The sequence below is a fragment of the Streptomyces lincolnensis genome, assembly GCF_021173675.1.
GTDB classification, from domain to species: domain Bacteria; phylum Actinomycetota; class Actinomycetes; order Streptomycetales; family Streptomycetaceae; genus Streptomyces; species Streptomyces lincolnensis_B.
In genome coordinates this window covers 275,863-299,285 of record NZ_JAIHON010000002.1, presented here as the reverse complement: position 1 = coordinate 299,285, position 23,423 = coordinate 275,863, and the positions used below count along the sequence as shown (strand labels likewise).

Below are 23,423 nucleotides of genomic sequence, written 5' to 3'. Positions count from 1 at the left end.
CGCTCCTGACGGAGTGTCCGGGCTCCTGTCGAGCTCGGCTCGTGCTACTGGGTGCGGTTCTCACCGCGGTAGTACTCGAAGACCCAGCCCCAGAGGCCGACCAGGACCAGCGGCGCCGAGAAGTACATCAGCCACCAGCCGATCGCGATCGACAGGAAGGCGAGGGCGCCACCGACCGCGAGGGAGAGCGGCTGCCAGCTGTGCGGGCTGAAGAACCCGACCTCGCCGGCGTCGTCCGCGACGTCCGCCTCCTTGTTGTCCTGTGCGCCGACGTCGACCCGCTTGGCCGTGAAGCCCAGGTAGAAGCCGATCATGATGCACAGGCCGAAGGCCAGGAAGAGGGCCGTGGTACCGGCCGGCTCCTTCGACCAAATGCCGTAGACGACGGCCATGGCGAGCACGAAGACGCTCAGCCACATGAACATCCAGCCTTGGACCTTCACTTGCCGGCCTCCTTGCCGCCGTTGCCGGCCAGAGCCTTCTCACCGTGACCGGCGTTCTCGAGCTGGTCGAGAGCGGCGATCTCCGGGTGGTGCAGGTCGAACGCCGGGGATTCGCTGCGGATCCGCGGCAGGGTGAGGAAGTTGTGCCGCGGGGGCGGGCAGGACGTCGCCCATTCGAGCGAGCGGCCGTAGCCCCACGGGTCGTCGACGCCGACCGGCTTGCCGTACTTGGCCGTCTTCCACACGTTGTAGAAGAACGGCAGGATCGACAGGCCGAGCAGGAACGAGCTGATCGTCGAGATCGTGTTCAGGGCGGTGAAGCCGTCGGCCGCGAGGTAGTCCGCGTACCGGCGGGGCATGCCCTCGGCACCCAGCCAGTGCTGGACCAGGAAGGTGCCGTGGAAGCCGATGAACAGCGTCCAGAAGGTGATCTTGCCGAGGCGCTCGTCGAGCATCTTGCCGGTCCACTTCGGCCACCAGAAGTGGAAGCCGGAGAACATCGCGAAGACGACGGTGCCGAAGACGACGTAGTGGAAGTGCGCCACCACGAAGTAGGAGTCCGAGACGTGGAAGTCCATCGGCGGCGAGGCCAGGATGACACCGGTCAGACCACCGAAGGTGAAGGTGATCAGGAAGCCGGTGGCCCAGAGCATCGGGGTCTCGAAACTCAGGGACCCCTTCCACATCGTTCCGATCCAGTTGAAGAACTTCACGCCCGTTGGTACGGCGATGAGGAACGTCATGAAGGAGAAGAACGGCAGGAGGACACCGCCGGTGACGTACATGTGGTGCGCCCACACCGTCACGGACAGACCCGCGATGGAAATGGTCGCCGCGACCAGACCCATGTAGCCGAACATCGGCTTGCGCGAGAACACCGGGATCACTTCGGAAATGATTCCGAAGAATGGCAGAGCGATGATGTACACCTCTGGATGGCCGAAGAACCAGAAGAGGTGTTGCCACAGCAAGGCCCCGCCGTTGGCGGAGTCGAAGACATGGGCGCCGAACTTGCGGTCCGCCTCCAGGGCGAACAGCGCGGCCGCGAGGACCGGGAAGGCGAGCAGGACCAGGACACCGGTCAGCAGCACGTTCCACACGAAGATCGGCATGCGGAACATCGTCATGCCCGGAGCGCGCATGCAGATGATCGTGGTGATGAAGTTGACCGAGCCGAGGATGGTGCCGAAGCCGGAGAAGGCCAGACCCATGATCCACATGTCGGCGCCGATGCCCGGCGAGCGGACCGCGTCCGACAGCGGGCTGTAGGCGAACCAGCCGAAGTCGGCCGCGCCCTGCGGGGTGAGGAAGCCACCCACCGCGATGAGCGAGCCGAACAGGTACAGCCAGTAGGCGAACATGTTCAGCCGGGGGAAGGCCACGTCCGGCGCGCCGATCTGGAGCGGCATGATCCAGTTCGCGAAGCCGGCGAACAGCGGCGTCGCGAACATCAGCAGCATGATCGTGCCGTGCATCGTGAACGCCTGGTTGAACTGCTCGTTCGACATCATCTGCAGGCCGGGACGGGCCAGCTCGGCGCGCATGAAGAGCGCCATCACGCCACCGATGCAGAAGAACGCGAACGACGTGACCAGATACAGCGTGCCGATCGTCTTGTGGTCAGTGGTGGTGAGCCACTTGACCACGACGTTGCCGGGCTGCTTGCGCCTGACCGGCAGCTCGTCCGCGTAGTGGGGCTCCGCCGCCGCGGCACCCTGGGGTTCGTTGAGGATGCTCACAGGTTGTTCGTCTCCCGGTTCTTCTCGTGGCTCGTCTGCGCGATGCCGGCGGGAATGTAACCGGTCTGCCCCTTCTTGGCGAGGTCCTTGAGGTGCTGCTCGTAGCGCTCGGGGGAGACGACCTTCACGTTGAACAGCATCCGGGAGTGGTCGACGCCGCAGAGCTCGGCGCACTTGCCCAGGAAGGTGCCCTCCCGGTTGGGAGTGACCTCGAAGGCGTTGGTGTGACCCGGGATGACGTCCTGCTTCATCAGGAACGGCACCACCCAGAAGGAGTGGATGACGTCACGCGAGGTGAGGACGAAGCGGACCGTCTTGCCCTTGGGAAGCCAGAGGGTCGGGCCCGGGTTGCCGGTCTGCGGGTTCCGCGTGCCGGGCGTGCCGACGTCGTAGACACCGCCGGAGTTCGCCGGGAAGTCCTCCTTGAACCGGTCCGGGATCGCGGCCAGGTTCTTGTCGGTCTTCGCGTCACCGGTGGAACCGTCGACGGGCGTGATGTAGTTGAAGCCCCAGCTCCACTGGAAGCCGACGACGTTCACGGTGACGTCGGGCTCCTTCTTGAGGCTGAGGAGCTTCGACTCGTCACGGGCCGTGAAGTAGAACAGGACCGAGACGATGATGAGCGGGACCACCGTGTACAGCGCCTCGATGGGCATGTTGTACCGGGTCTGCGGAGGGACCTCGACCTTGGTGCGGCTGCGCCGGTGGAAGATCGCACTCCACAGGATCAAGCCCCACACCAGCACGCCGACGGCGAGCGCGGCAGCCCAGGAGCCCTGCCACAGGGAGAGGATCCGCGGAGCCTCTTCCGTGGTGGGGGTGGGCATACCAAGGCGGGGGAAGTCCTTGTATGTGCAACCGGTTGCGGTCGCCAGGACCAGGCCCGCGGTCAGTGCCTGCAGCAGCTTCCGCCGCATCGGGCGCCGCGGCGAGCGGTCGGAGCCGTTGGGACTCACGTAGCGCCTTCCCGAGAGTCTCGCCCGCGCGGATTGGCTGCGGCCTGCCTAACTCGGTGGTCGGTCGCCGCCCTGCGTCGGGCAGGGGTTTGGATGTTTATGCGGACCAAACCCTAGCCGACGCTCTCCGAGGGTTCAGCGGGGGGTGCCTAGTGAGTGGGGTGGTTCGCTGAATTGGCGGCTGCGCGTTGTTTGTGACTGGTCGCACCCCGCGGCGGAGCCGCTAATCGATACAGCCCCGCGCCCCTGAGGGGGTTAGCGTTGCCGTGTGTCCTATCTTGACGCCGCCTCCGCTTCTCCACTCCATCCCGTCGCTCGTCAGGCGCTGTTGGCCTCCCTCGACGAAGGGTGGGCCGATCCCTCTCGGCTGTACCGGGAAGGGCGGCGGGCTCGGATGTTGTTGGATGCTGCTCGGGAGGCTGCTGCTGAGGCAGTGGGGTGTCGTCCTGATGAACTGGTGTTCACGGCGTCCGGGACTCAGGCCGTGCATGCCGGGATCGCGGGGGCGTTGGCGGGGCGGCGGCGGGTGGGGCGTCACCTGATCGTGTCGTCTGTCGAGCATTCTTCCGTGCTCCATTCGGCCGAGGTGCACGAGAAGGAGGACGGTTTGGTCACCCGGGTGGCCGTGGACCGTACGGGAGCGGTGAGCCCGCAGTCGTACGTGGACGCGCTCCGCCCGGACACCGCCGTGGCGTGTCTTCAGTCGGCCAATCACGAGGTGGGGACCGAGCAGCCGGTGGCGGAGGTGGCCGAGGCCTGCCGGGCCGCCGGGGTGCCGCTTTTGGTGGACGCGGCGCAGTCGCTCGGGTGGGGGCCCGTGGCGGGCGACTGGTCGTTGCTGACGGCGAGCGCGCACAAGTGGGGCGGTCCGGCGGGTGTGGGGCTGCTCGTCGTGCGCAAGGGGGTGCGGTTCTCGGTCCAAGGGCCCGCCGACGAGCGGGAGTCGGGACGGGCTCCCGGCTTCGGGAACCTGCCGGCCGTCGTCGCGGCCGCGGCCTCCCTGCGGGCGGTACGGGCGGAGGCGGAGCGGGAGGCGGTACGGCTGCGGGAGCTGACGGAACGGATCCGGGCGCGGGTGCCGGAGCTGGTGCCGGATGTGGAGGTGGTGGGCGATCCGGAGCGGCGGCTGCCGGGGATCGTCACCTTCTCCTGTCTCTATGTCGACGGAGAGACCCTGCTGCACGAGCTCGACCGGGAGGGTTTCTCGGTTTCGTCCGGATCGTCCTGTACGAGCAGCACGCTGACGCCGAGCCATGTGCTCAAGGCGATGGGGGTGCTGAGTGAGGGAAACGTGCGGGTTTCGCTGCCGGCGGGGACGGCGGAGGAGGACGTGGAGAGGTTCCTCGCCGTCCTGCCGGGGGCGGTGCGCGGGGTGCGCGAGAAGCTGGGGGCGCCGGTGCCCTCGGCCGTCGTCCGGGACGTCGGGGGCGACGAACTCGTCGTGGACGCCCTCGGCAAGCGGTGCCCGGTCCCCGTCATCGAGCTGGCCAAGGTGATCGGGAGTGTGCCGGTGGGCGGCACCGTGCGGGTCCTGTCCGACGACGAGGCGGCACGGCTCGACATCCCGGCGTGGTGCCAGATGCGCGAACAGGAGTACGTGGGCGAGGAGCCGGCGGAACGAGGAACGGCCTATCTGGTCCGCCGGCTCGGATGATCCCGGCCGGACGTCAGACCAGGTGCCCCTGGACCTCCGCCGCCGCCTCATGCCCGTACGCCTTGGTGAAGCGGTCCATGAAGTGCGCCCGGCGCAGCTGGTACTCCTGCGTGCCGACCGTCTCGATGACGAGGGTCGCCAGCATGCAGCCGACCTGGGCCGCGCGCTCCAGGGAGACACCCCAGGCGAGCCCGGACATGAACCCGGCGCGGAAGGCGTCGCCGACGCCCGTGGGGTCGGCCTTGCGCTCCTCCTCCGGGCAGCCGACCTCGATCGCCTTCTCGCCCACCCGCTCGATGCGTACGCCCTGCGCGCCGAGGGTGGTGACGCGGTGGCCGACCTTGGAGAGGATCTCCGCGTCGGACCAGCCGGTCTTGGACTCGATGAGGCCCTTCTCGTACTCGTTGGAGAAGAGGTACGTCGCCCCGTCCAGCAGGATCCGGATCTCCTCGCCCTCCATGCGGGCGATCTGCTGGGAGAAGTCGGCGGCGAAGGGGATGGAGCGGGAGCGGCACTCCTCGGTGTGGCGGAGCATCGCCTCCGGGTCGTCGGCGCCGATGGAGACCAGGTCGAGGCCGCCGACACGGTCGGCGACGGTCTTCAGCTCGATCTGACGGGCCTCGCTCATCGCACCGGTGTAGAAGGAGCCGATCTGGTTGTGGTCGGCGTCGGTGGTGCAGACGAAGCGGGCGGTGTGCAGCGTCTCGGAGATGCGCACCGAGGCGGTGTCGACGCCGTGCCGGTCGAGCCAGGCCCGGTACTCGTCGAAGTCGAAGCCCGCGGCACCGACCAGGATCGGCCGGGTGCCCAGCTGGCCCATGCCGAAGGCGATGTTCGCGCCGACGCCGCCCCGGCGCACGTCGAGGTTGTCCACGAGGAAGGACAACGAGACCGTGTGCAGTTGGTCCGCGACGAACTGGTCGGCGAAGCGGCCGGGGAAGGTCATGAGGTGGTCGGTGGCGATGGAGCCGGTGACTGCGATGCGCACGGCGTTGACTCTCCTGTAGGGAGACGGGTGGACGCTTCACGCTATCGGGTCGGCGCGGGGCTCTGCGAGGCGCTGAAGTGGGGAAAACTACCCGATAGTAGATCTTTCTTCGCGGGCTCGACCGTGCCTACGGTGCCGCTATGACGAACCTTGAACTCCGCTCTCCCGCTCCGGCCGACCTCGACGGCGATCTGGCGTCGCTGCGCGGCGACTGCGCCCGGATGGCTCCCCACTGGGCCGTCCCCAAGCGGATCGTGCCCCTTCCGGTCTCCCCGTCCCTCATCCACGGTGTGACCGTACCGCCGGGGTCGGCCCGGCTGCTGGAGGCCATGTCGGAGTACGGGGACTGAGGCGGCGCCTTTCCGGCGCTCCGCAGGGAACCGCGCGCTCCCCCGCTGCGTCCCATCGCCGTCCCCCGTAAAGGGGATGCGCGATACGACCCACCGGCCCGCCTCTTTGACAGGGTCGGGTCAGGGTCATGGGACAGACGCACAGCCGAAGGAGCGATGCGGTGAACACCGAGCGACCCGACAACGACGACGTTGCCCCGGAGGACGGCGCCGCCGAGAACGCCGGTACGCCGCGGGACACCGACGGGGCCGTCGGGCCTGCTGCGGAGAAGGCGGCGCAGAAGGCAGGGGAGACGGAGACGCCGGAGGAGACCGCGGAAGAGACCGCGGAGGCGGCCCGGGACGAGGTCGGGGAAGAGGGTGGGGCGGCGGCCGGTGACGAGGAGTCGGCGGAGACTCCCGGACCGGTCACCGCCACCGAGACCAGTGAGACTCCTGAGGCCAGCGAGACTCCTGAAGCCGGTCAGTCTGCCGAGGCCGATGAGCCCGCCGAGGCCCCTGAGGCCTCTGAAGCCCCTGAGATCCCTGACGCCCCTGAGACCGAAGCGGACCGGACCGGGCCCGAAGCCGGGGCTCCTCCCGCTCCGGAGGAGTCCGGCGCCGATGTGACCGCCACCGGCGACGACTCGGCCGGCGTCGCCGAGCCGCCGCGGCGGCGGCCCGCTCTCGTCGCCGTCGCCGTCGCGGCCGCCGTGCTGCTCGTCGGCGGTGGTGGGGCGTACTTCGCGACGACCGCCTCCGACGGCTCCGGAGGCCCGGACGGGCGGACGTCGGGGGCCTCCGGTGACGGCACTCCCCCGCCGCTGGCCATCGAGGGCTACTCCGAAAGCAGCGGTACGAACGGCGTCGCACCCGGTGAGCCCGATCCGAACGGCGCCACGTACCGCGCCGACGGGACGCTGCCGGACGGTCCCGGTTCGGCGCCGGTGTACCGGACGGGCGGACAGGTCACCGCGGGCGAGGTGGCCGGGCTGGCCGCGGCGCTCGGGGTGACCGGGAAACCGGTGGCCCAGGGGCAGTCCTGGACGGTCGGGGAGAGGGACGGCTCGGGACCGCTGCTGCGGGTGAACAAGCAGGCGCCGGGCAGCTGGACGTTCCAGCGCTACGCGCCGGGCTCCGACTCCTGCACGAGCACCACCGTCTGCCCCAAGACCCCCGCGGACCCGTCCGGGAACCCGGTGAGCGAGACGGTCGCGAAGAAGGCGGCCGCGCCGGTGCTCAAGGCGGTGGGTCAGGACGACGCGAAGTCGGACGCGAGCCGGACCGTGGGCGCCCAACGGCTGGTGAACGCCGATCCGCTCGTGGGCGGAATGCCCACCTACGGCTGGGCGACCGGCGTGACCGTCGACGCGCAGGGCGACGTGGTGAGCGGCAGCGGTCTGCTGAAGTCGCCGGTGAAGAGCGACACGTATCCCGTGCTGGACGCGGAGAAGACGCTGGCGGCGCTGAACTCGGCGCGGGTGCCCGGCCGGTACATGGGGATCGGCGGCTGCGCGAGCCCCGTACCGCTGAAGGACCGGCTGGAAGCGCCGTGCGAGTCCTCCGGGGCCGGGGCGACCGCGCCGCGGGAGACGCTCACGGTCGAGAAGGCCGTGTTCGGGCTGTCGTCGCAGGTGGTGGACGGGCGGCAGGCGCTGGTCCCGTCATGGCTGTTCGAGGTGCGGGCGGCGGGGGCGCAGGACGCCTTCACGGTCACGCATCCGGCGATCGATCCGAAGTACCTGGCCTCCCCGGCACCCTCCGACGAGCCCTCGGGGCAGCCGAGCACGCAGCCGGGCGACCCGGGTGACGAGCCGACCGCGGCGCCGGCCACGAGGGACGTCCGGGTCGACGGCTACACGGCCGACGGCACCGGCCTGACCGTCGCCTACACCGGCGGGGTGTGCGGCGACTACAAGGTCACGGCGCGCGAGAGCGGGGACGAGGTGACCGTGACGGTGACCGAGACCCCGTGGCGGGACAAGGTCTGCATCATGATCGCCAAGGAGTACCACCGGACGGTGCAGCTGGAGGAGCCGCTGGGCGACCGGAAGGTCGTGGGTTCCGACGGCAAGGAGATCCCGCTGGAGAAGAAGGGGGCACGGCTCCCCGAGACGTCCGGGGCGCGCTGATCACGGACCGGGACATGCGCGAAGGCGGCGGCCCCGTCGGAGGGGGCCGCCGCCTTCTCGTCGCTCGGACGACCGCGGGGGTCAGCTGAAGGAGTCGCCGCAGGCGCAGGAACCCGTCGCGTTCGGGTTGTCGATCGTGAAGCCCTGCTTCTCGATGGTGTCGACGAAGTCGATGGACGCGCCGCCCAGGTACGGGGCGCTCATCCGGTCGGTGACGACCTTGACACCGCCGAAGTCCTTGACGACATCGCCGTCGAGGGAACGCTCGTCGAAGAAGAGCTGGTAGCGCAGGCCGGAGCAGCCACCGGGCTGAACGGCGACACGCAGGGCCAGGTCGTCACGGCCTTCCTGGTCGAGCAGGGCCTTGACCTTCGCCGCGGCGGCGTCGGACAGGATGATGCCGTCGGTGACGGTGCTGGTCTCGTCCGATACGGACATCTACATCTCTCCCGGGTTGTACGGAGACTGCTTGCCGACGGGTACAACCGCCGGGGCCGCGGATTCATTCCGGGCGGCACTTGTCTTTTCGCCTGTTCCTTCATGCTCGCACACGCGCGGCGAAGCGAACAGCGACCGTCGACGGACCTTCGACGGGCCTTCAGGGATTCACGTCACATCGACGCAATGACCATCGTCAAAGTGACGTGAACCGGGTTATGATAGATAGCGTCAGTTAGACGAAAAGTAGAAAGGGTGCGTGCCGTGACCACCGCCCAGACCACGGAGCTCGACGTACAGCCGACTCCGCTCGCCCTGTTGCTGCTCGGCCGTGAGGCCGACCCGAGGAGCGAGCGGGGCGTCGAGTGCCCCGGCGACCTGCCCTCGCCCTCCGACCCGGACCTCGTCGAGCGGGCCCGCGCCGCCAAGGAGAAGCTCGGCGACAAGGTGTTCGTGCTCGGCCACCACTACCAGCGCGACGAGGTCATCCAGTTCGCCGACGTCACGGGAGACTCCTTCAAGCTGGCCCGGGACGCGGCCGCCCGCCCGGAGGCCGAGTACATCGTGTTCTGCGGTGTGCACTTCATGGCCGAGTCCGCGGACATCCTGACGTCCGACGACCAGAAGGTGGTCCTGCCGGACCTGGCGGCCGGCTGCTCCATGGCCGACATGGCCACGGCCGAGCAGGTCGCCGAGTGCTGGGACGTGCTGACCGAGGCCGGGGTGGCCGAACAGGTCGTGCCCGTCTCGTACATGAACTCCTCCGCGGACATCAAGGCGTTCACGGGCAAGCACGGCGGTCTCATCTGCACCTCGTCGAACGCGAAACGCGCCCTGGAGTGGGCCTTCGAGCAGGGTGAGAAGGTGCTGTTCCTGCCCGACCAGCACCTCGGCCGCAACACCGCGGTGCGGGACATGGGCCTGTCCCTGGACGACTGCGTGCTCTACAACCCGCACAAGCCGAACGGCGGGCTGACCGCCGAGCAGCTGCGGGACGCGAAGATGATCCTGTGGCGCGGGCACTGCTCGGTGCACGGCCGCTTCTCGCTGGAGTCGGTGGAGGACGTCCGCGCCCGGATACCCGGGGTGAACGTGCTGGTCCACCCGGAGTGCAAGCACGAGGTCGTCGCAGCGGCGGACTACGTCGGCTCGACCGAGTACATCATCAAGGCCCTTGAGGCCGCGCCCGCCGGTTCCAAGTGGGCGATCGGCACGGAGCTGAACCTGGTCCGCCGTCTGGCGAACCGTTTCGCTCCCGAGGGCAAGGAGATCGTCTTCCTCGACAAGACGGTCTGCTTCTGCTCGACCATGAACCGCATCGACCTCCCCCACCTGGTGTGGACGCTGGAGTCGCTGGCCGAGGGCAAGCTCGTCAACCGCATCGAGGTCGACAAGGAGACCGAGGCGTTCGCGAAGCTGGCGCTGGAGCGGATGCTGGCGCTGCCGTAGGCCCCGTGCGACGCACGCTCACCCCGAGGCGGGTTCCTCCGCAGGTTTCTCCTCGGGGTGGGCGGGGTCGACGGAGAACAGCGTGCCGTTGGGTGTGCCCACGACGAGCGCGCCCTGGTGGAGCAGGACGAGGGGGCCGTTCACCGGGTCGGAGGACGACACGCTCGTGCGCGGCAGTGTCTCCCACAGGGACTCGCCCTCGCGTCCGTCGAGGGCCGCCACCCGGCCGCTGACGCTGGCCAGGTACAGGGTGCGGGTCCGGGTGTCGTAGGTGGGCGCGCCCGGTTGTTCCAGGCTGGTCTGGGTCTGCCACAGCTGCTTGCCGGTCAGCGGGGACACGGCGGTCACCAGGCCGCTGCGCGAGGCGAACCACAGGGTGCCGCCCGACAGCACCGGCTTGTCCCCCTCGTAGCTCTTCGCCAGCTTCACCGAGGTGGTGGCACCGGTGTCCGGGTCGATGAGCAGGACGCGTTCGTACGGCGCGTCCGCGACGGACACCTCCTCCCCCGAGGCCATCTGCATCATGACCACCCGCCCGTCCAGGACCCCGAGGACGCCGGTCTGGTCCGGCGTGCGGATGTTCCGCATCGAGCCGTCGGACGGGTCCAGGGCGAGGAGCCGGTAGCCGCCCGTGGTCAGGACGCCGGCCGGGGTGCACTGGGCGTACACGCCGGTGTCGCTGCCCAGGAAGGCGCAGTAGTAGCCGGGGGGCGGCTTCACGGTCCAGCGCACGGCGCCGGTGCGCGGGGACCGGGCCGACACGCTCACGCCGTCGGTGGAGGTCATGAGCAGGCCGCCGGACAGGGCCGCCTCGATGTTCTCGTGGTTCGCGCGGCTCTTCCACAGCTGCTCGCCGGTCTCGGTGTCGAGGCCGAGCACGTAGAGCGGGTCGTTCTCGGCGGAGTCGGTGGCGACGGACTGCGACACGATCACCGCTCCGTCCTGGACGCCGATCAGCCGGGCGGAGTACCTCCCGCCGTCGGTGTCGGCCGGGACGGTCTGGGCGCGCCAGACGGTCCTGCCGCTCCGGCCGTCCAGGCGTACCGGCAGGATGCCGTCGCCCGCGCAGTACACGGCCTCCTCGTGCATCCGGCACCCGGGCTCGCCCGCCAGCAGACCGCCCGACGCCCCCAGCGGCTTCCTCCCGCCGACGGAAGAGGGCTCGAACAGCGTCGTCCGCCACGGCTTCCAGCCCTCGGGCAGGGCCGCCCACCGGGAGGCCGGGGAGGGCGCGGGGCTCGCCCCGGCGTCGCTCTCGGCCTGTCCCGGGCCGATCAGGAGGTAGGCGGTCAGCCCGAGGACCAGGGCGCCCACCGTTCCGGTCGCCGCCAGCAGGGGGCGGATACGGCGTCGGCGGCCCGGCCGGGGCGTCGGCGCGGGGTCGGCCACGGTGCCGGGGCGGGTGGGTGGCACCAGGGGTGCGTCGCCGCGCAGGGTCACCGTGGGGAACTCGCCCGTGTCCGCCTCCGGCAGGGCCGTCGCGAACTGCCGTGCCAGGTCGTCGAGTTCGGGGCGGTCGGCGGCCTCCTTGGCCAGACAGCCCGCCAGGACCCCGCGCAGCGGCTCGGCCAGACCGTCCAGGACGGGGACGTCGTGGACCACGCGGTACGCCGTCAGATAGGGGCTGTCGGCGTCGAAGGGGCCGCGCCCGGTCAGGGCGTACACCAGCAGCGCGCCCAGGGAGAAGACGTCGGAGGCCGGGCCGACCGTGCGGGCGTCGGTGAGCTGCTCCGGGGACATGAACGGCGGGGTGCCGATCATCTGGCCGGTCTCGGTGAGGGTGTTGTGGTTCTCGGCGGCGCGGGAGATGCCGAAGTCGATGACACGGGGGCCGTCCTCCGCCATCAGGACGTTCGCCGGCTTGAGGTCCCGGTGCACCACACCGGCCCGGTGGATGTCCCGCAGAGCCTCCACCAGCCCCAGGGCCAGCTGCCGCAGTTCACCCTCGCGCAGGGCGCCGTGGTCACGGATCCGCCGGGCCAGCGAGTGGCCGGACACGTACTGGGTGGCCATCCAGGGCCGGGCCGCCTCCGGGTCGGCGTCCACGACCGGTGCGGTGAAGGCGCCGCTGACCTTGCGGACGGCCTCGATCTCCTGCCGGAAGCGGGTGCGGAAGACGGGGTCCTCCGCGTACTGGGCGTGCACCACCTTGACGGCGACCTCGCGGCCCGAACGCGATCTGCCGAGGTAGACCGCTCCCATACCGCCGGCTCCGAGCCGGTCGAGCAGTTTGTACCCGCCGACCGACTTCGGGTCGTCCTTGTGCAGTGGCACCGCCGGAATCCCCCTCCCCGTCACCCCGTTCGGGCCACAGGATACGTAACGGCGAAGCGCCGGAGGCCGGGTACCGGACCCCGAGGGGTCGGTACCCGGCCTCCGGCCCGGCCGAGTCGGTCACACCGACGCGGGCTCCGGCTCGTCCGAGGAGGAGTCCGCGGCCGACCGCTCGGACAGCCCAGCCTTCTTGGCCCGCTTGGCCGCGCGCTTCTTCGCCCGGCGCTCCTTGCGGAGCTCCAGCATCGCGTAGAGCGTCGGGACCAGGAGCAGGGTGAGCAGGGTCGAGGTGATCAGACCGCCGATCACGACGACCGCGAGGGGCTGGGCGATGAAGCCGCCCTCGCCGGTGACACCCAGCGCCATCGGGAGCAGGGCGAAGATCGTCGCCAGGGCCGTCATCAGGATCGGGCGCAGCCGGTGCCGGCCGCCCTCGATCACGGCCTCCACGACGCCGTATCCCTGCTTGCGGTACTGGTTGACGAGGTCGATCAGCACGATCGCGTTGGTCACCACGATGCCGATCAGCATCAGCATGCCGATCATCGCGGGGACGCCCATCGGGGTGTCGGTGACGACCAGCAGGCCGATCGCGCCGGTCGCCGCGAACGGGATCGAGACGAGCAGGATCAGCGGCTGGGCCAGCGAGCGGAAGGTCGCGACCAGCAGCATGAAGACGATCGCGATCGCCGCGAGCATCGCCAGGCCCAGGTTCTTGAACGCGTCGTCCTGGTCCTCGGAGACCCCGCCGATCTCGGCCGTGGCGCCCGCCGGCAGCTTCAGGCTGTTCAGCTTGGACGTCAGGTCCGCGCTCACCGCGCCCGTGTTGTCGCCGGTCGGCCTGGCCGTGACAGTGGCCGCGCGCTGACCGTCGATCCGGGTCATGGAGACCGGGCCGTCGACCAGCCGCACGGTGGCGATGTCACCCAGCTTCACCGGGCCGAGGGGCAGGTTCCGCAGCTGCTGGAGCGTCTCGGCCGGCTTCGCCGACCTGATGACGACGTCCCGCTCGGTGTCGTCCAGGATCGCCTTGGCCGCCGTGGTGCCGCGGACCGCCTCGGCCACGGCGGCGCCGAGCGTCTGGTCGTTGTAACCGGCTTCCGCGGCCTTGGAGTTGGCCTTGACCGAGATGCGCGGCACGCTCTGCGACAGGTCACTGGTGACGTCGGTGACGTCGTCCAGTCCGGCCACCGTCCTGCGGACCTGTTCGGCGGCCTCGCGCAGGACGTCCCCGTCGGCCGCCTTCACGACGACGCTGAGGTCCTGGCTGCTGAAGCCGTCACCGGCGGCGACGGTGGTGGTGCCGATGCCGGACAGCTTGTGCAGGCCGTCCTCGATGCTGTTCCGCACGTCCTCGAACGGCACCGAGTCGTCCAGCATGACCTGGTACGACGCCTGGTTGGTGTCGGTGCCGCCGCCGAAGGCCGCCAGGAAGCCGGAGGAGCCGATGGTGACCTGGTAGTCCTTGACGCCCTTGGTGTCGCCGAGCAGCTTCTCGACCCTCTTCGCCTGCGTGTCGGTCGTCGCCAGGCTGGCGCCGGGCCGCAACTCCTGCTTGACGGTGAGGACTTCCTGCTCGCCCTGGTCGAAGAAGTTCGTCTTCAGCAGCGGCGCCATGCCGAACGTGCCGACCAGGATCACGGCCGCGAGCGCCAGGCTGGTCAGACGGCGCCTCGTCGCGAACCGCAGGACGGGGACGTAGAGGCGCTGGAGACGGCTCTTCGCCTCCTTCTCCTCGGCCCGGCGGCGGGCCTCCTCGGCGTCCTCGGGGGTGCCCTTGGGGGGACGCAGGAACCAGTACGACAGCACCGGTACGACCGTCAGTGAGACCAGCAGGGATGCCAGCAGCGCGGCCGTCACGGTCAGGCTGAAGGAGCCGAACAGCTCGCCCACCATGCCGCCGACCAGGCCGATCGGCAGGAAGACGGCGACCGTGGTGAGCGTCGAGGACGTCACCGCGCCGGCCACCTCGCGGACCGCCTTGAGGATCGCCTCCTGGCGCTCCTCGCCGTAGCCGAGGTGCCGCTTGATGTTCTCCAGGACCACGATCGAGTCGTCGACGACCCGGCCGATGGCGATGGTCAGCGCGCCCAGCGTCAGCATGTTCAGGGACAGGTCGCGCGTCCACAGCACGATGAGGGCGAGGACGACGGAGAGCGGGATCGACACCGCCGTGACCAGCGTCGAGCGGATCGACGCCAAGAACACCAGGATGACGAGGACCGCGAAGAGCAGACCGAGGGCGCCCTCGGTGGTCAGGCCGTCGATGGCCTTGGCGACCGCCGGGCCCTGGTCGCTGACGACGGTGACGGTCGCGCCGGAGCCGAGGTCCTCGCGCAGGCCGGGCAGCTTGTCCTCGACCGCGTCCGAGATGGCGACCGCGCTGCCGTCGTGGTCCATGGTGACCGTGACGGCGAGGCTCGGCCTGCCGTTGGTGCGGGTGAGGGAGTCGGCGGGGGCCGGCTGCTGCTCGACGGTGGCGAGGTCGGCCAGACGCACCGGCTTCTTGGCCGCGGGCCCCTGACCGGTGACCATCAGGTCCTGGATCTGCCGCAGCGAGGTGAGACCGCCGCCGACCTGGACGGTGCGGTTGGCGCCGCCCTCGTCGAAGGAGCCCGCGGGGACGGTCGCGCCGCCCGCCTGGAGCGACTGGCTCAGGTCCTGCGTGGTCAGGCCCGCCTTCGCCAGCTTGGCGTCGTCGGGGGTGACGGTGACCTGGAGGTCGCGCACACCGTCGACGGTGACCTGGCCGACGCCGTCGATGTCCTTCAGCGCCGGTACGACCGTCCGGTCGAGCCGGTCGGCCAGCGCCTGCTGGTCCTGGCCGGAGGTGACGGCGAGGACGACGGTCGGGATGTCGTCCGTCGAACCGGCCACCACCTGCGGGTCCACGTCGTCCGGCAGCTGGGCGCGGGCCCGGTTGACGGCCTGCTGGACGTCGGAGACGAGCTGCTGGGTGTCGTTGCCGTAGTCGAAGGACGCCATGATCACGGCGTTGCCCTCGCTCGCCGTCGATGTGACGCCCGAGATGCCGTCGACGCCCTCCAGATTGTCCTCGATGGGCTCGACGACCTGCTTCTCGACGACGTCCGGGGAGGCGCCCTGGAAGGGCGCGATCACGGAGACGACCGGAAGTTCGATGGTGGGCAGCAGTTGCTGCTTCAGTTGCGGGATCGCGATCGCCCCGAAGGCGAGCGCGATGATGGACATCAGGCCTATCAGGGCCCGTTGAGCGAGGCTGAATCTGGACAGCCAGGACATGAGTAAGGGTTCTCTCTTCTGTGAGCGGCAGAAGTGGCCCTTACACCCTGTGCCATCGGCATACGGGGTTCCGTAACCCCCAGGTCCCGTTCCTTATCCGGCGCATACTCCGGGCGCAGTACGGCCGAGTGGAGTTCACTCCACCCTTGGACGGACCAGCCCCGACTCGTACGCGATCACCACCAGCTGGGCCCGGTCCCGGGCGCGGAGCTTGGCCATGGCCCGGTTGACGTGCGTCTTCACGGTCAGCGGACTGACCTCCAGGCGCTCGGCGATCTCGTCGTTGGAGTGCCCGCCCGCGACCTGGACCAGCACCTCGCGCTCGCGCACGGTCAGCGCGTCCAGGCGCTGCGCGCGGGCGGGGTCGCGGTCGTCGTCCGCCGCGTCGCTCTGCGCGAGGAAGCGGGCGATCAGGCCCTTGGTGGCCGTCGGCGACAGCAGCGCCTCGCCGCCGGCCGCGACCCGGATCGCACTGAGGAGCTCCTCGGGTTCGGAGCCCTTGCCGAGGAAGCCGGAGGCGCCCGCGCGCAGCGACTGCACGACGTAGTCGTCGACCTCGAAGGTGGTGAGGATGACGATCCGGACATGGGCGAGGGAGGGGTCCTCGCTGATCAGGCGGGTGGCGGCGAGGCCGTCCATGCCGGGCATCCGGATGTCCATCAGGACGACGTCGGCACGCTCCTCCTTGGTCAGCCGCACCGCCTCCGCGCCGTCGGACGCCTCCCCCACCACCTCCATGTCGGGCTCGGAGTCGACGAGCACCCGGAAGGCGCTGCGGAGCAGGGCCTGGTCGTCGGCGAGCAGGACACGGATGGTCATGCGGGGTCCTCCGCAGCACGGGAACGGGTTTTGACCGGCAGGATCGCATGGACGCGGAAGCCGCCTCCGTAGCGGGGACCGGTGGTCAGGGTGCCGCGCAGGGCGGTGACCCGCTCGCGCATGCCGAGCAGGCCGTGGCCGCCGCCCTCGTGCGGGTCCTCGTCCTCGCCGGCGCCGTCGTCCAGGACGGTGATCTCGACGTTCGGTCCTACGCGGACGACGCTGACCTCGGCCTTCGCCTCGATACCGGCGTGCTTCTGCACATTGGTCAGGGCCTCCTGGATCACCCGGTAGGCGGCCAGGCCGACGGCCGCGGGCAGGGCGGTGCCGTGGTCGGCGCGGGCCACCTCGACGTGCAGTCCGGCGTTGCGGAAGGTGCCGACGAGTTCGTCGAGCCGGTCGAGGCCCGGTGCCGGTTCGGTGGGGGCCTCGGGGTCGCCGGACTGGCGGAGCAGGCCGACGGTGGCGCGGAGTTCGTTGAGTGCAGAGCGACTGGCCTCGCGTACGTGGGCCAGGGCCTCCTTGGCCTGGTCGGGCCGCCGGTCCATGACATGCGCGGCCACGCCCGCCTGGACGTTGACCAGGGCGATGTGGTGGGCGACGACGTCGTGCAGGTCGCGGGCGATGCGCAGGCGTTCCTCGGCGACCCGGCGGCGGGCCTCCTCCTCACGGGTGCGTTCGGCCTTCTCGGCACGCTCGCGGATGGCCTGGACGAAGGCGCGGCGGCTGCGGACGGCGTCGCCCGCGGTGGCGCCGATGCCGGTCCAGGCGAAGATGCCGAGGTTCTCCTGGGCGTACCAGGGCAGCGGGCCGGCGAGCATCGCGGCGCCGGTCAGCACGGTCATGGTGAGCAGGCCGACCCGCCAGGTGGTGGGGCGGTCGGTGGTGGAGGCGACCGTGTACAGGGCGATGACGGCGGCCATCGCGACGGGGGCGCGGGGGTCGCCGGTGACGCACTCGACGACGGAGAAGGTGCCGGTCAGGGCGAGGACCGTCAGGGGGGCCCGGCGGCGGAACACCAGCGCGACGGCGGCGACGGTGATCAGGACGAGGCTGAGGGGGGCGGGGGTGCGCAGGCTCCAGCTGACGTCGTGCTCGCCGTGCGGGTCGACGAACGAACCGGCCACCATGCAGGCGAGGACGCCGGCCGCGAGGGTTGCGTCCAGCGCCAGGGGGTGCGCCTTCATGTGGCGGCGGGCGCGTTCGAGGGTGCTCACATCTGCCAACCGTACGGGGGCCCTGCGGGGGGCGGAACGGGGGTCAGCTGTACGTTTCCGGGTGCGTGTTCGTTGGTTTGGGTGGCCGTCCCCAGGGGGCTTCGCCCCCTTGACCCCCTATCGGCCCTTAAGGGGCCTCGTCCTCAAACGCCGGACGGGCTGAGGGTGCCTGGACCGGCGTTGAGAAGTCCGCTCGGGAAACTCACCCCGGGATCAGCCCGTCGTCGCCCAGCAGCTCCCGGACCTCCTCCAGGGTCGCGTCCGGGGACGGGAGGATGAGTTCGGAAGGTTCGAGGGAGTCGTCGGGCAGGGGGTCGCCCAGTTCGCGGACTTGGGAGAGCAGGGCCTGGAGGGTGCGGCGGAAGCCGGGGCTGTCGCCGTTCTCCATTTCGGCCAGGAGTTCGTCGTCCAGTTTGTTCAGCTCGGTGAGGTGGCTGTCGGCCAGCCTCACCTGCCCCTCCCCCATGATCCGTACGATCATGTCGCCCTCCTAGGCGTGGGACCCGCTACTGCTTGTCGAAGCGCGGGGTGTCCTGCGGCTGCTGCGGGGACTGCTGGCTCGTGCCACCTTCGATGGCCTGCTGCCCGGAGGTACCGCCGGCCAGCTCCTGCTTCATGCGCTGCAGTTCCAGCTCTACATCCGTACCACCGGAGAGGCGGTCCAGCTCGGCCTGGATGTCGTCCTTGTGCATGCCGGACTGGTCGTCCAGGGCGCCGGAGGCGAGGAGCTCGTCGATGGCGCCGGCGCGGGCCTGGAGCTGGGCGGTCTTGTCCTCGGCCCGCTGGATGGCCAGGCCGACGTCGCCCATCTCCTCGGAGATGCCGGAGAAGGCCTCGCCGATCCGGGTCTGCGCCTGGGCGGCGGTGTAGGTGGCCTTGATGGTCTCCTTCTTGGTGCGGAAGGCGTCGACCTTGGCCTGGAGCCGCTGGGCCGCGAGGGTGAGCTTCTCCTCCTCGCCCTGGAGCGTCGCGTGCTGGGTCTCCAGGTCGGTCACCTGCTGCTGGAGCGCCGCGCGGCGGGAGAGCGCCTCTCGGGCCAGGTCCTCGCGGCCCAGCGCGAGCGCCTTGCGGCCCTGGTCCTCCAGCTTGGACGACTGGGACTGCAGCTGGTTCAGCTGGAGTTCCAGGCGCTTGCGCGACGTGGCCACGTCGGCCACCCCGCGGCGCACCTTCTGAAGCAGCTCCAGCTGCTTCTGGTACGAGTAATCGAGGGTTTCGCGCGGGTCCTCGGCCCGGTCAAGGGCCTTGTTCGCCTTCGCGCGGAAGATCATCCCCATACGCTTCATGACACCGCTCATGGGCTTCGCGCGCCCCCTTCTGACGGACTCCAGCTCCAGCTCCTGCGACAGAACCCACAGTACGGGCCCTGCATCCATTACCGCACTGTTCGGGGACGGATGCGCTCATCCCCAAGGACGACTGACCAAAGCCTTGCTCCGGCGTAAGGAGTAGGTGACCTTCAGGGTGAGCATCCCGTCCCCGGGACGGCCACCCCGTCGTGCACCCCGTCGTCCTCTGCTGTCCCCCTACAGACGACTGGTGTTGCCGGATCGTTCCCCACCGGGCTGGGGTCCATGCGCGCGCACCACGTACCCTTGGGTTTTGTGTTCCGTAGCCGTGCCACCAAGGATGAGAAGGCCGCGGTCGCCGACAAGGCGCCGCTGACCGACTCCAAGCAGACCCGCGACCCGCAGGCCCCCAAGGGCAGGCCCACGCCCAAGCGCAGTGAGGCCCAGTCCCAGCGCCGCAGCGTCGCCACCACGCCGACCAACCGCAAGGAGGCGGCCAAGCGCCAGCGCGACGAGCGCCGTGCGCAGATGGAGCGGCAGCGCCAGGCGCTGGCCGGCGGCGACGAGCGGTACCTGCCCGTGCGGGACAAGGGCCCGGTCCGCAAGTTCGCCCGCGACTTCATCGACTCGCGGTTCAATGTCGCGGAGTTCTTCCTGCCGATGGCCGTGGTCATCCTCGTGCTGAGCATGGTGCAGGTGGCCTCGCTCCAGAGCATCGCGCTGCTGCTGTGGCTGGTCGTGATCGTGCTGATCGTGCTCGACTCGTTCCTCACCGGCTTCCGGCTGAAGAAGCGGCTGGCCGAGCGCTTCCCGGACCAGAACCGGAAGGGCGCGGTCGCCTACGCCCTGATGCGCTCCCTCCAGATGCGTCGCCTCCGGCTGCCGAAGCCGCAGGTCAAGCGCGGAGAGCGGCCCTGAGCACGACAGCTTTCTCCGGGGACGCGGCGGATGCCTGGCTGAACAGGCTGGGCGCGCTGCGGGACGTCGTACGACAGGAGCTGGTGGCCCGGCAGCTCGACGAGCAGATAGTCGGGCGGTTCCCGGTCGGGCAGCGCCTGCGGGTGCTCGACGTGGGGATGGGCCAGGGCACGCAGGCCCTGCGGCTGGCCCGGGCCGGGCATCAGGTGACCGGTCTGGAGCAGGACGCCAGGATGGTCGCCGCGGCCCGCGAGGCGCTGTCCGGGGAGCCCGAGGGCATCCGGGAGCGGATGCGGATCATTGAGGGCGACGGCCGGGACACCGGTGTGCACTTCCTGCCGGGCAGCTTCGACGTCGTGCTGTGCCACGGCGTACTGATGTACGTCGAGGAGCCGGACCCGCTGCTGGCGGGGCTGGCCCGGATGCTCGCGCCGGGCGGGCTGCTCTCGCTGCTCGTGCGCAACGGCGACGCGCTGGCGATGCGGCCGGGCCTGTCCGGCGACTGGGCCGGGGCGCTGGCCGCCTTCGACACCACCGCCTACCGGAACCGGCTGGGCCTCGACGTCCGCGCCGACCGCCTGGGCACCCTGACCGCGACGCTCGCGGGGATCGGGGCGCCCCTGGCGGCCTGGTACGGCGTACGGGTCTTCACGGACACGGCGGCGGACGGGGCCGAGGTCCCGGCCGACGCGGAGACCCTGCTGGCCGTGGAGGAACGGGCCGGTCGGACGGATCCGTATCGCGGGGTGGCGGCGCTGCTGCACCTGTGCGGGGTGCGCGGCTGAGGCTGTTCCGGGAGGCGCGGGGTGCGTCTCACCGGGGCCGGAGGGGGGCGAGGGTGCCGGTGCGGCCCTCGCCCGTCCGTGTCACGCCTCTTCGGCCGACTTCAGGCTCATCGGGCCGTAGATCTCGGTCGAGTCCTCGAACAGCCGCACCTGGTCCGCGCCACCGGCGAGCAGCGCCTTCCAGTGCTCTCCGAGCCATGACTCGGCGTCCCCTTGAGTGGTGAACTCCTCGGGCTCCACCGCGGGCTGGACCTCCGCGTTGTCCGTCGTCTCGAATCGCCACGTCCATGTCGCCATGCAGGCCTCCTTTTTACGGACACGTTCCGTGGTGGAGCCTATGCGTTCCGCTGGGTTCGGCGGAACAAGATCGCGACAGTCGGTCGGCCGCGGGACGGCGGGGGCGGCTCTGCGCGCGCATGATCAACAGTGACCGGCGAGAATTGTCGCGTGGAACTGACTCTGCTCGGCACCGGTGCTCCCCGTGGCCTCCCCCGTCCCGGCTGTCCCTGTGCTGCCTGCGCGACCGCCGTCGGACAGGACGCGCGGGGGGCCACCGCCGTCCTCGTCGACGGGACGCTGCTGCTCGATCTGACGCCCGGCGCCGCCTTCGCCGCCGCACGGGCCGGGCATTCGCTCGGGGGTGTGCGGCAGGTGCTGCTGTCGCATCCGCACGACGGGCCGCCGGTGGAGGTGCCCGCCGGGTTGCCGCAGCCGGGGCGGGTGCCGGACGGGCGGGAGTTGGCGTTGCTGACGGGGCATCGGGTGCGGGCGGTGGCGATGGACGCGCCGGGGACCGGGTACGCGGTGAGCGGTCCGGACGGGCAGCGGCTGCTGTATCTGCCGCCGGGGGGCGCGCCGGCCGGTCTCGAGGCGGGGAACGGGGAGCCGTACGACATGGTGCTCGCCGATGTCGTGGGGCGGCCGGACGCCCTGGCGCGGCTGCGGGCGGTGGGCGCGGTCGGGCCCGCGACGGACGTCGTCGCCGTCCACCTCGATCACGACGTGCCGCCGGGCGCCGAACTGCGGCGCAGGCTGGCCGCGGCGGGGGCGCGGGCCGTGCCCGACGGGGCGACGCTGGTCGTCGGTGTCTACGAGGACGTACCGGATGTGCCGCGCCGGACGCTGGTGCTGGGCGGGGCGCGGTCCGGGAAGTCGGTGGAGGCCGAGCGGCGCCTGGAGGCCTTCCCGGACGTGCTGTACGTCGCGACCGGCGGCTCCCGGAGCGGGGACACCGAGTGGGCCTCGCGGGTCGCCGCCCACCGGGAGCGGCGGCCGGGTTCCTGGCGTACGGCCGAGACCTGCGACCTGGTGCCGTTGCTGAAGGACGACGGGGCGCCGCTGCTGATCGACTGCCTGTCCCTCTGGCTGACCGACGTGATGGACACCGTCGGAGCCTGGGACGACGCCGAGTGGGCCGACGGCGGCGAACGTGAACTGCGCTCGCGCGTGCGGGAGTTGACCGAGGCGGTGCGGACCACCCGGCGGACCGTCGTCGCCGTCTCGAACGAGGTCGGCTCGGGCATCGTGCCGGCCACCGCGTCCGGGCGCCGCTACCGGGACGAGCTCGGCCGGCTGAACACGGCGTTCGCGGGCGAGTGCGAGCAGGTGCTGCTGGTGGTGGCTGGACAGGCCGTGGTGCTACGGGGCTGAGGCGTCCTGGGGCGGCTGCGCGGCGGGGGGCGCCGGGGGGACAGGCGATGTCTGGGGCGGGTCCGGCGTCTTGGGCGGGGCGGTCTTCTTGGCCGGGGCGAGCCTCTTGGGCGAGGTGGCCTTCTTGGCTGGGGTGGCTTCCTTGGCCGAGGTTGCTTTCTTGGGCGAGGCGGGTCTCTTGGGCGAGGCGACCTTCTTGGCCGAGGCGGCTTTCCTGGCCGAGGTGGCCTTCTTGGCCGGGGCCGGCGTCTTGGGATGAGCCTGGCCCTGCGGCGAGGACGGCGCCGTGGGCGCGGGTGGCGCCTGTGGCGGAGGTGGTGCGGTGGGTGGGGCCGGCGGCCGGGGCGGAGGCGGTGGTGCGGGGAGTGCCTGGGCCGGGAGCTCGGTGGGAACGGCGGGTGCGGGCGCGTTCTTGCGGGCGATCAGGCGGTACGTCTTCGAGAAGCGGGTGGGGACGAGGGCCAGGGCGAGGGTGCGGTCCAGGGCCCGGGTCGCGGACAGCAGGGGTGCGGAGAGCCACGGGGGCAGGGCGCGGGGCAGGGCGCCGCTCAGGGCGGTGGACAGGTCGAGGGGGATGTGCGCGGCGCGGCGGCCCGTCGCGACGATCGTGCAGCCCTGGGACTCCAGTTCCGCGCGGAGGCCGTCGCGGGTGAGGGTGCCGTGTGGGTGGGTGCCCTCGACCAGGAGGTGGCCGCCGGGGCGGAGGACCGTCAGGGCGGCGCGGAGTTCCGCCCTGGGGTCCGGGGTGCGCGGCAGGTGGTGGAGCATGCTGACGACGTCGTAGCGGGCGCGGAGGCGGGCGGTGAGCCGGGGGTCCGCGAGGTGGCCGAGATAGGCCTCCTCCAGGCGCTCGGTCCGCCAGGCCCACTCGATCCCGGGGTGGGTGTCCACACCGTCGAAGGCCGTGTAGGGGAAGAACTCCCGGGCCGCGTCGGGGAATTCGGCGACCCCGGTGCCCACGTCCAGCCAGCTCTCCGGCTCGGGGAACGCCAGCATCACGCGGGCGGTGGACCGAAGGCGCCGTGCGGAAGGTGCGGTGGGTACGGGCGGTGCGGACACGGCGACTCCCGGGACGGACGACA

The 23,423-nt window shown here is 70.9% G+C and carries 20 protein-coding genes; 7 read left to right on the top strand and 13 right to left on the bottom strand.

Annotated elements, in window-relative coordinates:
• Positions 1–44: 44 nt before the first annotated feature.
• From K4B79_RS04880 to ctaC, 3 genes are read right to left on the bottom strand one after another with little or no spacing between them, the layout of a single operon-like run.
• Positions 45–443, bottom strand: a complete 399-nt coding sequence (locus K4B79_RS04880) for a cytochrome c oxidase subunit 4 (protein WP_232024993.1) — start codon at positions 441–443, stop codon at positions 45–47.
• Positions 440–2,182 carry an aa3-type cytochrome oxidase subunit I gene (gene ctaD / locus K4B79_RS04875; protein ID WP_232024992.1) on the bottom strand — a complete coding sequence of 581 codons (1,743 nt, stop codon included), beginning with the start codon at positions 2,180–2,182 and terminating at the stop codon, positions 440–442. The genes K4B79_RS04880 and ctaD overlap by 4 nt, the downstream gene beginning before the upstream one ends.
• Positions 2,179–3,138, bottom strand: a complete 960-nt coding sequence (gene ctaC, locus K4B79_RS04870) for an aa3-type cytochrome oxidase subunit II (protein WP_232024991.1) — start codon at positions 3,136–3,138, stop codon at positions 2,179–2,181. Before ctaC ends, ctaD begins: the two co-directional genes overlap by 4 nt.
• Positions 3,139–3,406: 268 nt before the next feature.
• Here ctaC and K4B79_RS04865 point away from each other — a divergent pair, with 268 nt between their 5' ends.
• Entirely contained in the window at positions 3,407–4,792 is a 1,386-nt protein-coding gene (locus K4B79_RS04865) for a cysteine desulfurase/sulfurtransferase TusA family protein (RefSeq protein ID WP_232024990.1), read from the top strand.
• Between the two features lie 13 nt (positions 4,793–4,805).
• Here the strand turns inward: K4B79_RS04865 and K4B79_RS04860 are convergent, their stop codons facing one another.
• Complete coding sequence (locus K4B79_RS04860) at positions 4,806–5,780, bottom strand: carbohydrate kinase family protein (protein ID WP_232024989.1); 975 nt, start codon at positions 5,778–5,780, stop codon at positions 4,806–4,808.
• 140 nt (positions 5,781–5,920) lie between these two features.
• On the opposite strand from K4B79_RS04860, the gene K4B79_RS04855 reads away from it, so the two are divergent.
• Both K4B79_RS04855 and K4B79_RS04850 read left to right on the top strand, forming a co-directional pair.
• Positions 5,921–6,130: a hypothetical protein gene (locus tag K4B79_RS04855; protein ID WP_232024988.1), complete on the top strand. Its 210-nt coding sequence runs from the start codon at positions 5,921–5,923 to the stop codon at positions 6,128–6,130.
• 161 nt (positions 6,131–6,291) lie between these two features.
• Positions 6,292–8,241 carry a hypothetical protein gene (locus K4B79_RS04850; RefSeq protein ID WP_232024987.1) on the top strand — a complete coding sequence of 650 codons (1,950 nt, stop codon included), beginning with the start codon at positions 6,292–6,294 and terminating at the stop codon, positions 8,239–8,241.
• A gap of 81 nt (positions 8,242–8,322) precedes the next feature.
• On the opposite strand, the gene K4B79_RS04845 is transcribed toward K4B79_RS04850, so the two are convergent.
• Positions 8,323–8,679: an iron-sulfur cluster assembly accessory protein gene (locus K4B79_RS04845; protein ID WP_030582488.1), complete on the bottom strand. Its 357-nt coding sequence runs from the start codon at positions 8,677–8,679 to the stop codon at positions 8,323–8,325.
• 264 nt (positions 8,680–8,943) lie between these two features.
• On the opposite strand from K4B79_RS04845, the gene nadA reads away from it, so the two are divergent.
• Positions 8,944–10,128 carry a quinolinate synthase NadA gene (gene nadA, locus K4B79_RS04840; protein ID WP_232024986.1) on the top strand — a complete coding sequence of 395 codons (1,185 nt, stop codon included), beginning with the start codon at positions 8,944–8,946 and terminating at the stop codon, positions 10,126–10,128.
• An 18-nt stretch (positions 10,129–10,146) separates the two neighbouring features.
• Here the strand turns inward: nadA and K4B79_RS04835 are convergent, their stop codons facing one another.
• From K4B79_RS04835 to K4B79_RS04810, 6 genes are all read right to left on the bottom strand, one after another.
• Entirely contained in the window at positions 10,147–12,402 is a 2,256-nt protein-coding gene (locus K4B79_RS04835) for a protein kinase domain-containing protein (protein WP_232024985.1), read from the bottom strand.
• Between the two features lie 120 nt (positions 12,403–12,522).
• Positions 12,523–15,663 (bottom strand): efflux RND transporter permease subunit, encoded by a 3,141-nt coding sequence (locus K4B79_RS04830; protein WP_232024984.1) that lies wholly within the window; start codon positions 15,661–15,663, stop codon positions 12,523–12,525.
• 135 nt (positions 15,664–15,798) lie between these two features.
• Complete coding sequence (locus K4B79_RS04825) at positions 15,799–16,482, bottom strand: response regulator (protein WP_232024983.1); 684 nt, start codon at positions 16,480–16,482, stop codon at positions 15,799–15,801.
• Positions 16,479–17,699 carry a sensor histidine kinase gene (locus K4B79_RS04820; protein ID WP_232024982.1) on the bottom strand — a complete coding sequence of 407 codons (1,221 nt, stop codon included), beginning with the start codon at positions 17,697–17,699 and terminating at the stop codon, positions 16,479–16,481. Before K4B79_RS04820 ends, K4B79_RS04825 begins: the two co-directional genes overlap by 4 nt.
• 202 nt (positions 17,700–17,901) lie before the next feature.
• Positions 17,902–18,180, bottom strand: coding sequence for a PspA-associated protein PspAA (pspAA, locus tag K4B79_RS04815; RefSeq protein WP_232024981.1), 279 nt, complete (start codon positions 18,178–18,180; stop codon positions 17,902–17,904).
• A gap of 25 nt (positions 18,181–18,205) precedes the next feature.
• Positions 18,206–18,997: a PspA/IM30 family protein gene (locus K4B79_RS04810; RefSeq protein ID WP_374208420.1), complete on the bottom strand. Its 792-nt coding sequence runs from the start codon at positions 18,995–18,997 to the stop codon at positions 18,206–18,208.
• 276 nt (positions 18,998–19,273) lie between these two features.
• Between K4B79_RS04810 and K4B79_RS04805 the strand changes: the two genes are divergently transcribed.
• Together K4B79_RS04805 and K4B79_RS04800 are read left to right on the top strand one after the other, a co-directional pair.
• Positions 19,274–19,906, top strand: coding sequence for a DUF3043 domain-containing protein (locus tag K4B79_RS04805; protein WP_232024980.1), 633 nt, complete (start codon positions 19,274–19,276; stop codon positions 19,904–19,906).
• An 83-nt stretch (positions 19,907–19,989) separates the two neighbouring features.
• Complete coding sequence (locus tag K4B79_RS04800) at positions 19,990–20,691, top strand: class I SAM-dependent methyltransferase (protein WP_232024979.1); 702 nt, start codon at positions 19,990–19,992, stop codon at positions 20,689–20,691.
• An 81-nt stretch (positions 20,692–20,772) separates the two neighbouring features.
• Here K4B79_RS04800 and K4B79_RS04795 read toward each other — a convergent pair whose 3' ends face one another.
• Positions 20,773–20,988, bottom strand: coding sequence for a hypothetical protein (locus K4B79_RS04795; protein ID WP_232024978.1), 216 nt, complete (start codon positions 20,986–20,988; stop codon positions 20,773–20,775).
• A 150-nt stretch (positions 20,989–21,138) separates the two neighbouring features.
• On the opposite strand from K4B79_RS04795, the gene K4B79_RS04790 reads away from it, so the two are divergent.
• A complete protein-coding gene (locus tag K4B79_RS04790; RefSeq protein ID WP_232024977.1) occupies positions 21,139–22,341 on the top strand; it encodes a bifunctional adenosylcobinamide kinase/adenosylcobinamide-phosphate guanylyltransferase in 1,203 nt (400 codons plus the stop codon).
• Here K4B79_RS04790 and K4B79_RS48230 read toward each other — a convergent pair.
• Positions 22,330–23,337, bottom strand: a complete 1,008-nt coding sequence (locus K4B79_RS48230) for a methyltransferase domain-containing protein (RefSeq protein WP_308280392.1) — start codon at positions 23,335–23,337, stop codon at positions 22,330–22,332. The two genes, K4B79_RS04790 and K4B79_RS48230, sit on opposite strands and share 12 nt — an antisense overlap.
• Positions 23,338–23,423: the final 86 nt, after the last annotated feature.

Coding starts and splice junctions, on each gene's coding strand:
- K4B79_RS48230 (WP_308280392.1), bottom strand. CDS start 23,337: ATGCTGGCGTTCCCCGAGCCGGAGAGCTGGCTGGACGTGGGCACCGGG.
- K4B79_RS04855 (WP_232024988.1), top strand. CDS start 5,921: ATGACGAACCTTGAACTCCGCTCTCCCGCTCCGGCCGACCTCGACGGC.
- K4B79_RS04810 (WP_374208420.1), bottom strand. CDS start 18,997: ATGAGCGGTGTCATGAAGCGTATGGGGATGATCTTCCGCGCGAAGGCG.
- K4B79_RS04825 (WP_232024983.1), bottom strand. CDS start 16,482: ATGACCATCCGTGTCCTGCTCGCCGACGACCAGGCCCTGCTCCGCAGC.
- K4B79_RS04795 (WP_232024978.1), bottom strand. CDS start 20,988: ATGGCGACATGGACGTGGCGATTCGAGACGACGGACAACGCGGAGGTC.
- K4B79_RS04805 (WP_232024980.1), top strand. CDS start 19,274: ATGCGCGCGCACCACGTACCCTTGGGTTTTGTGTTCCGTAGCCGTGCC.
- K4B79_RS04845 (WP_030582488.1), bottom strand. CDS start 8,679: ATGTCCGTATCGGACGAGACCAGCACCGTCACCGACGGCATCATCCTG.
- pspAA (WP_232024981.1), bottom strand. CDS start 18,180: ATGATCGTACGGATCATGGGGGAGGGGCAGGTGAGGCTGGCCGACAGC.
- K4B79_RS04830 (WP_232024984.1), bottom strand. CDS start 15,663: ATGTCCTGGCTGTCCAGATTCAGCCTCGCTCAACGGGCCCTGATAGGC.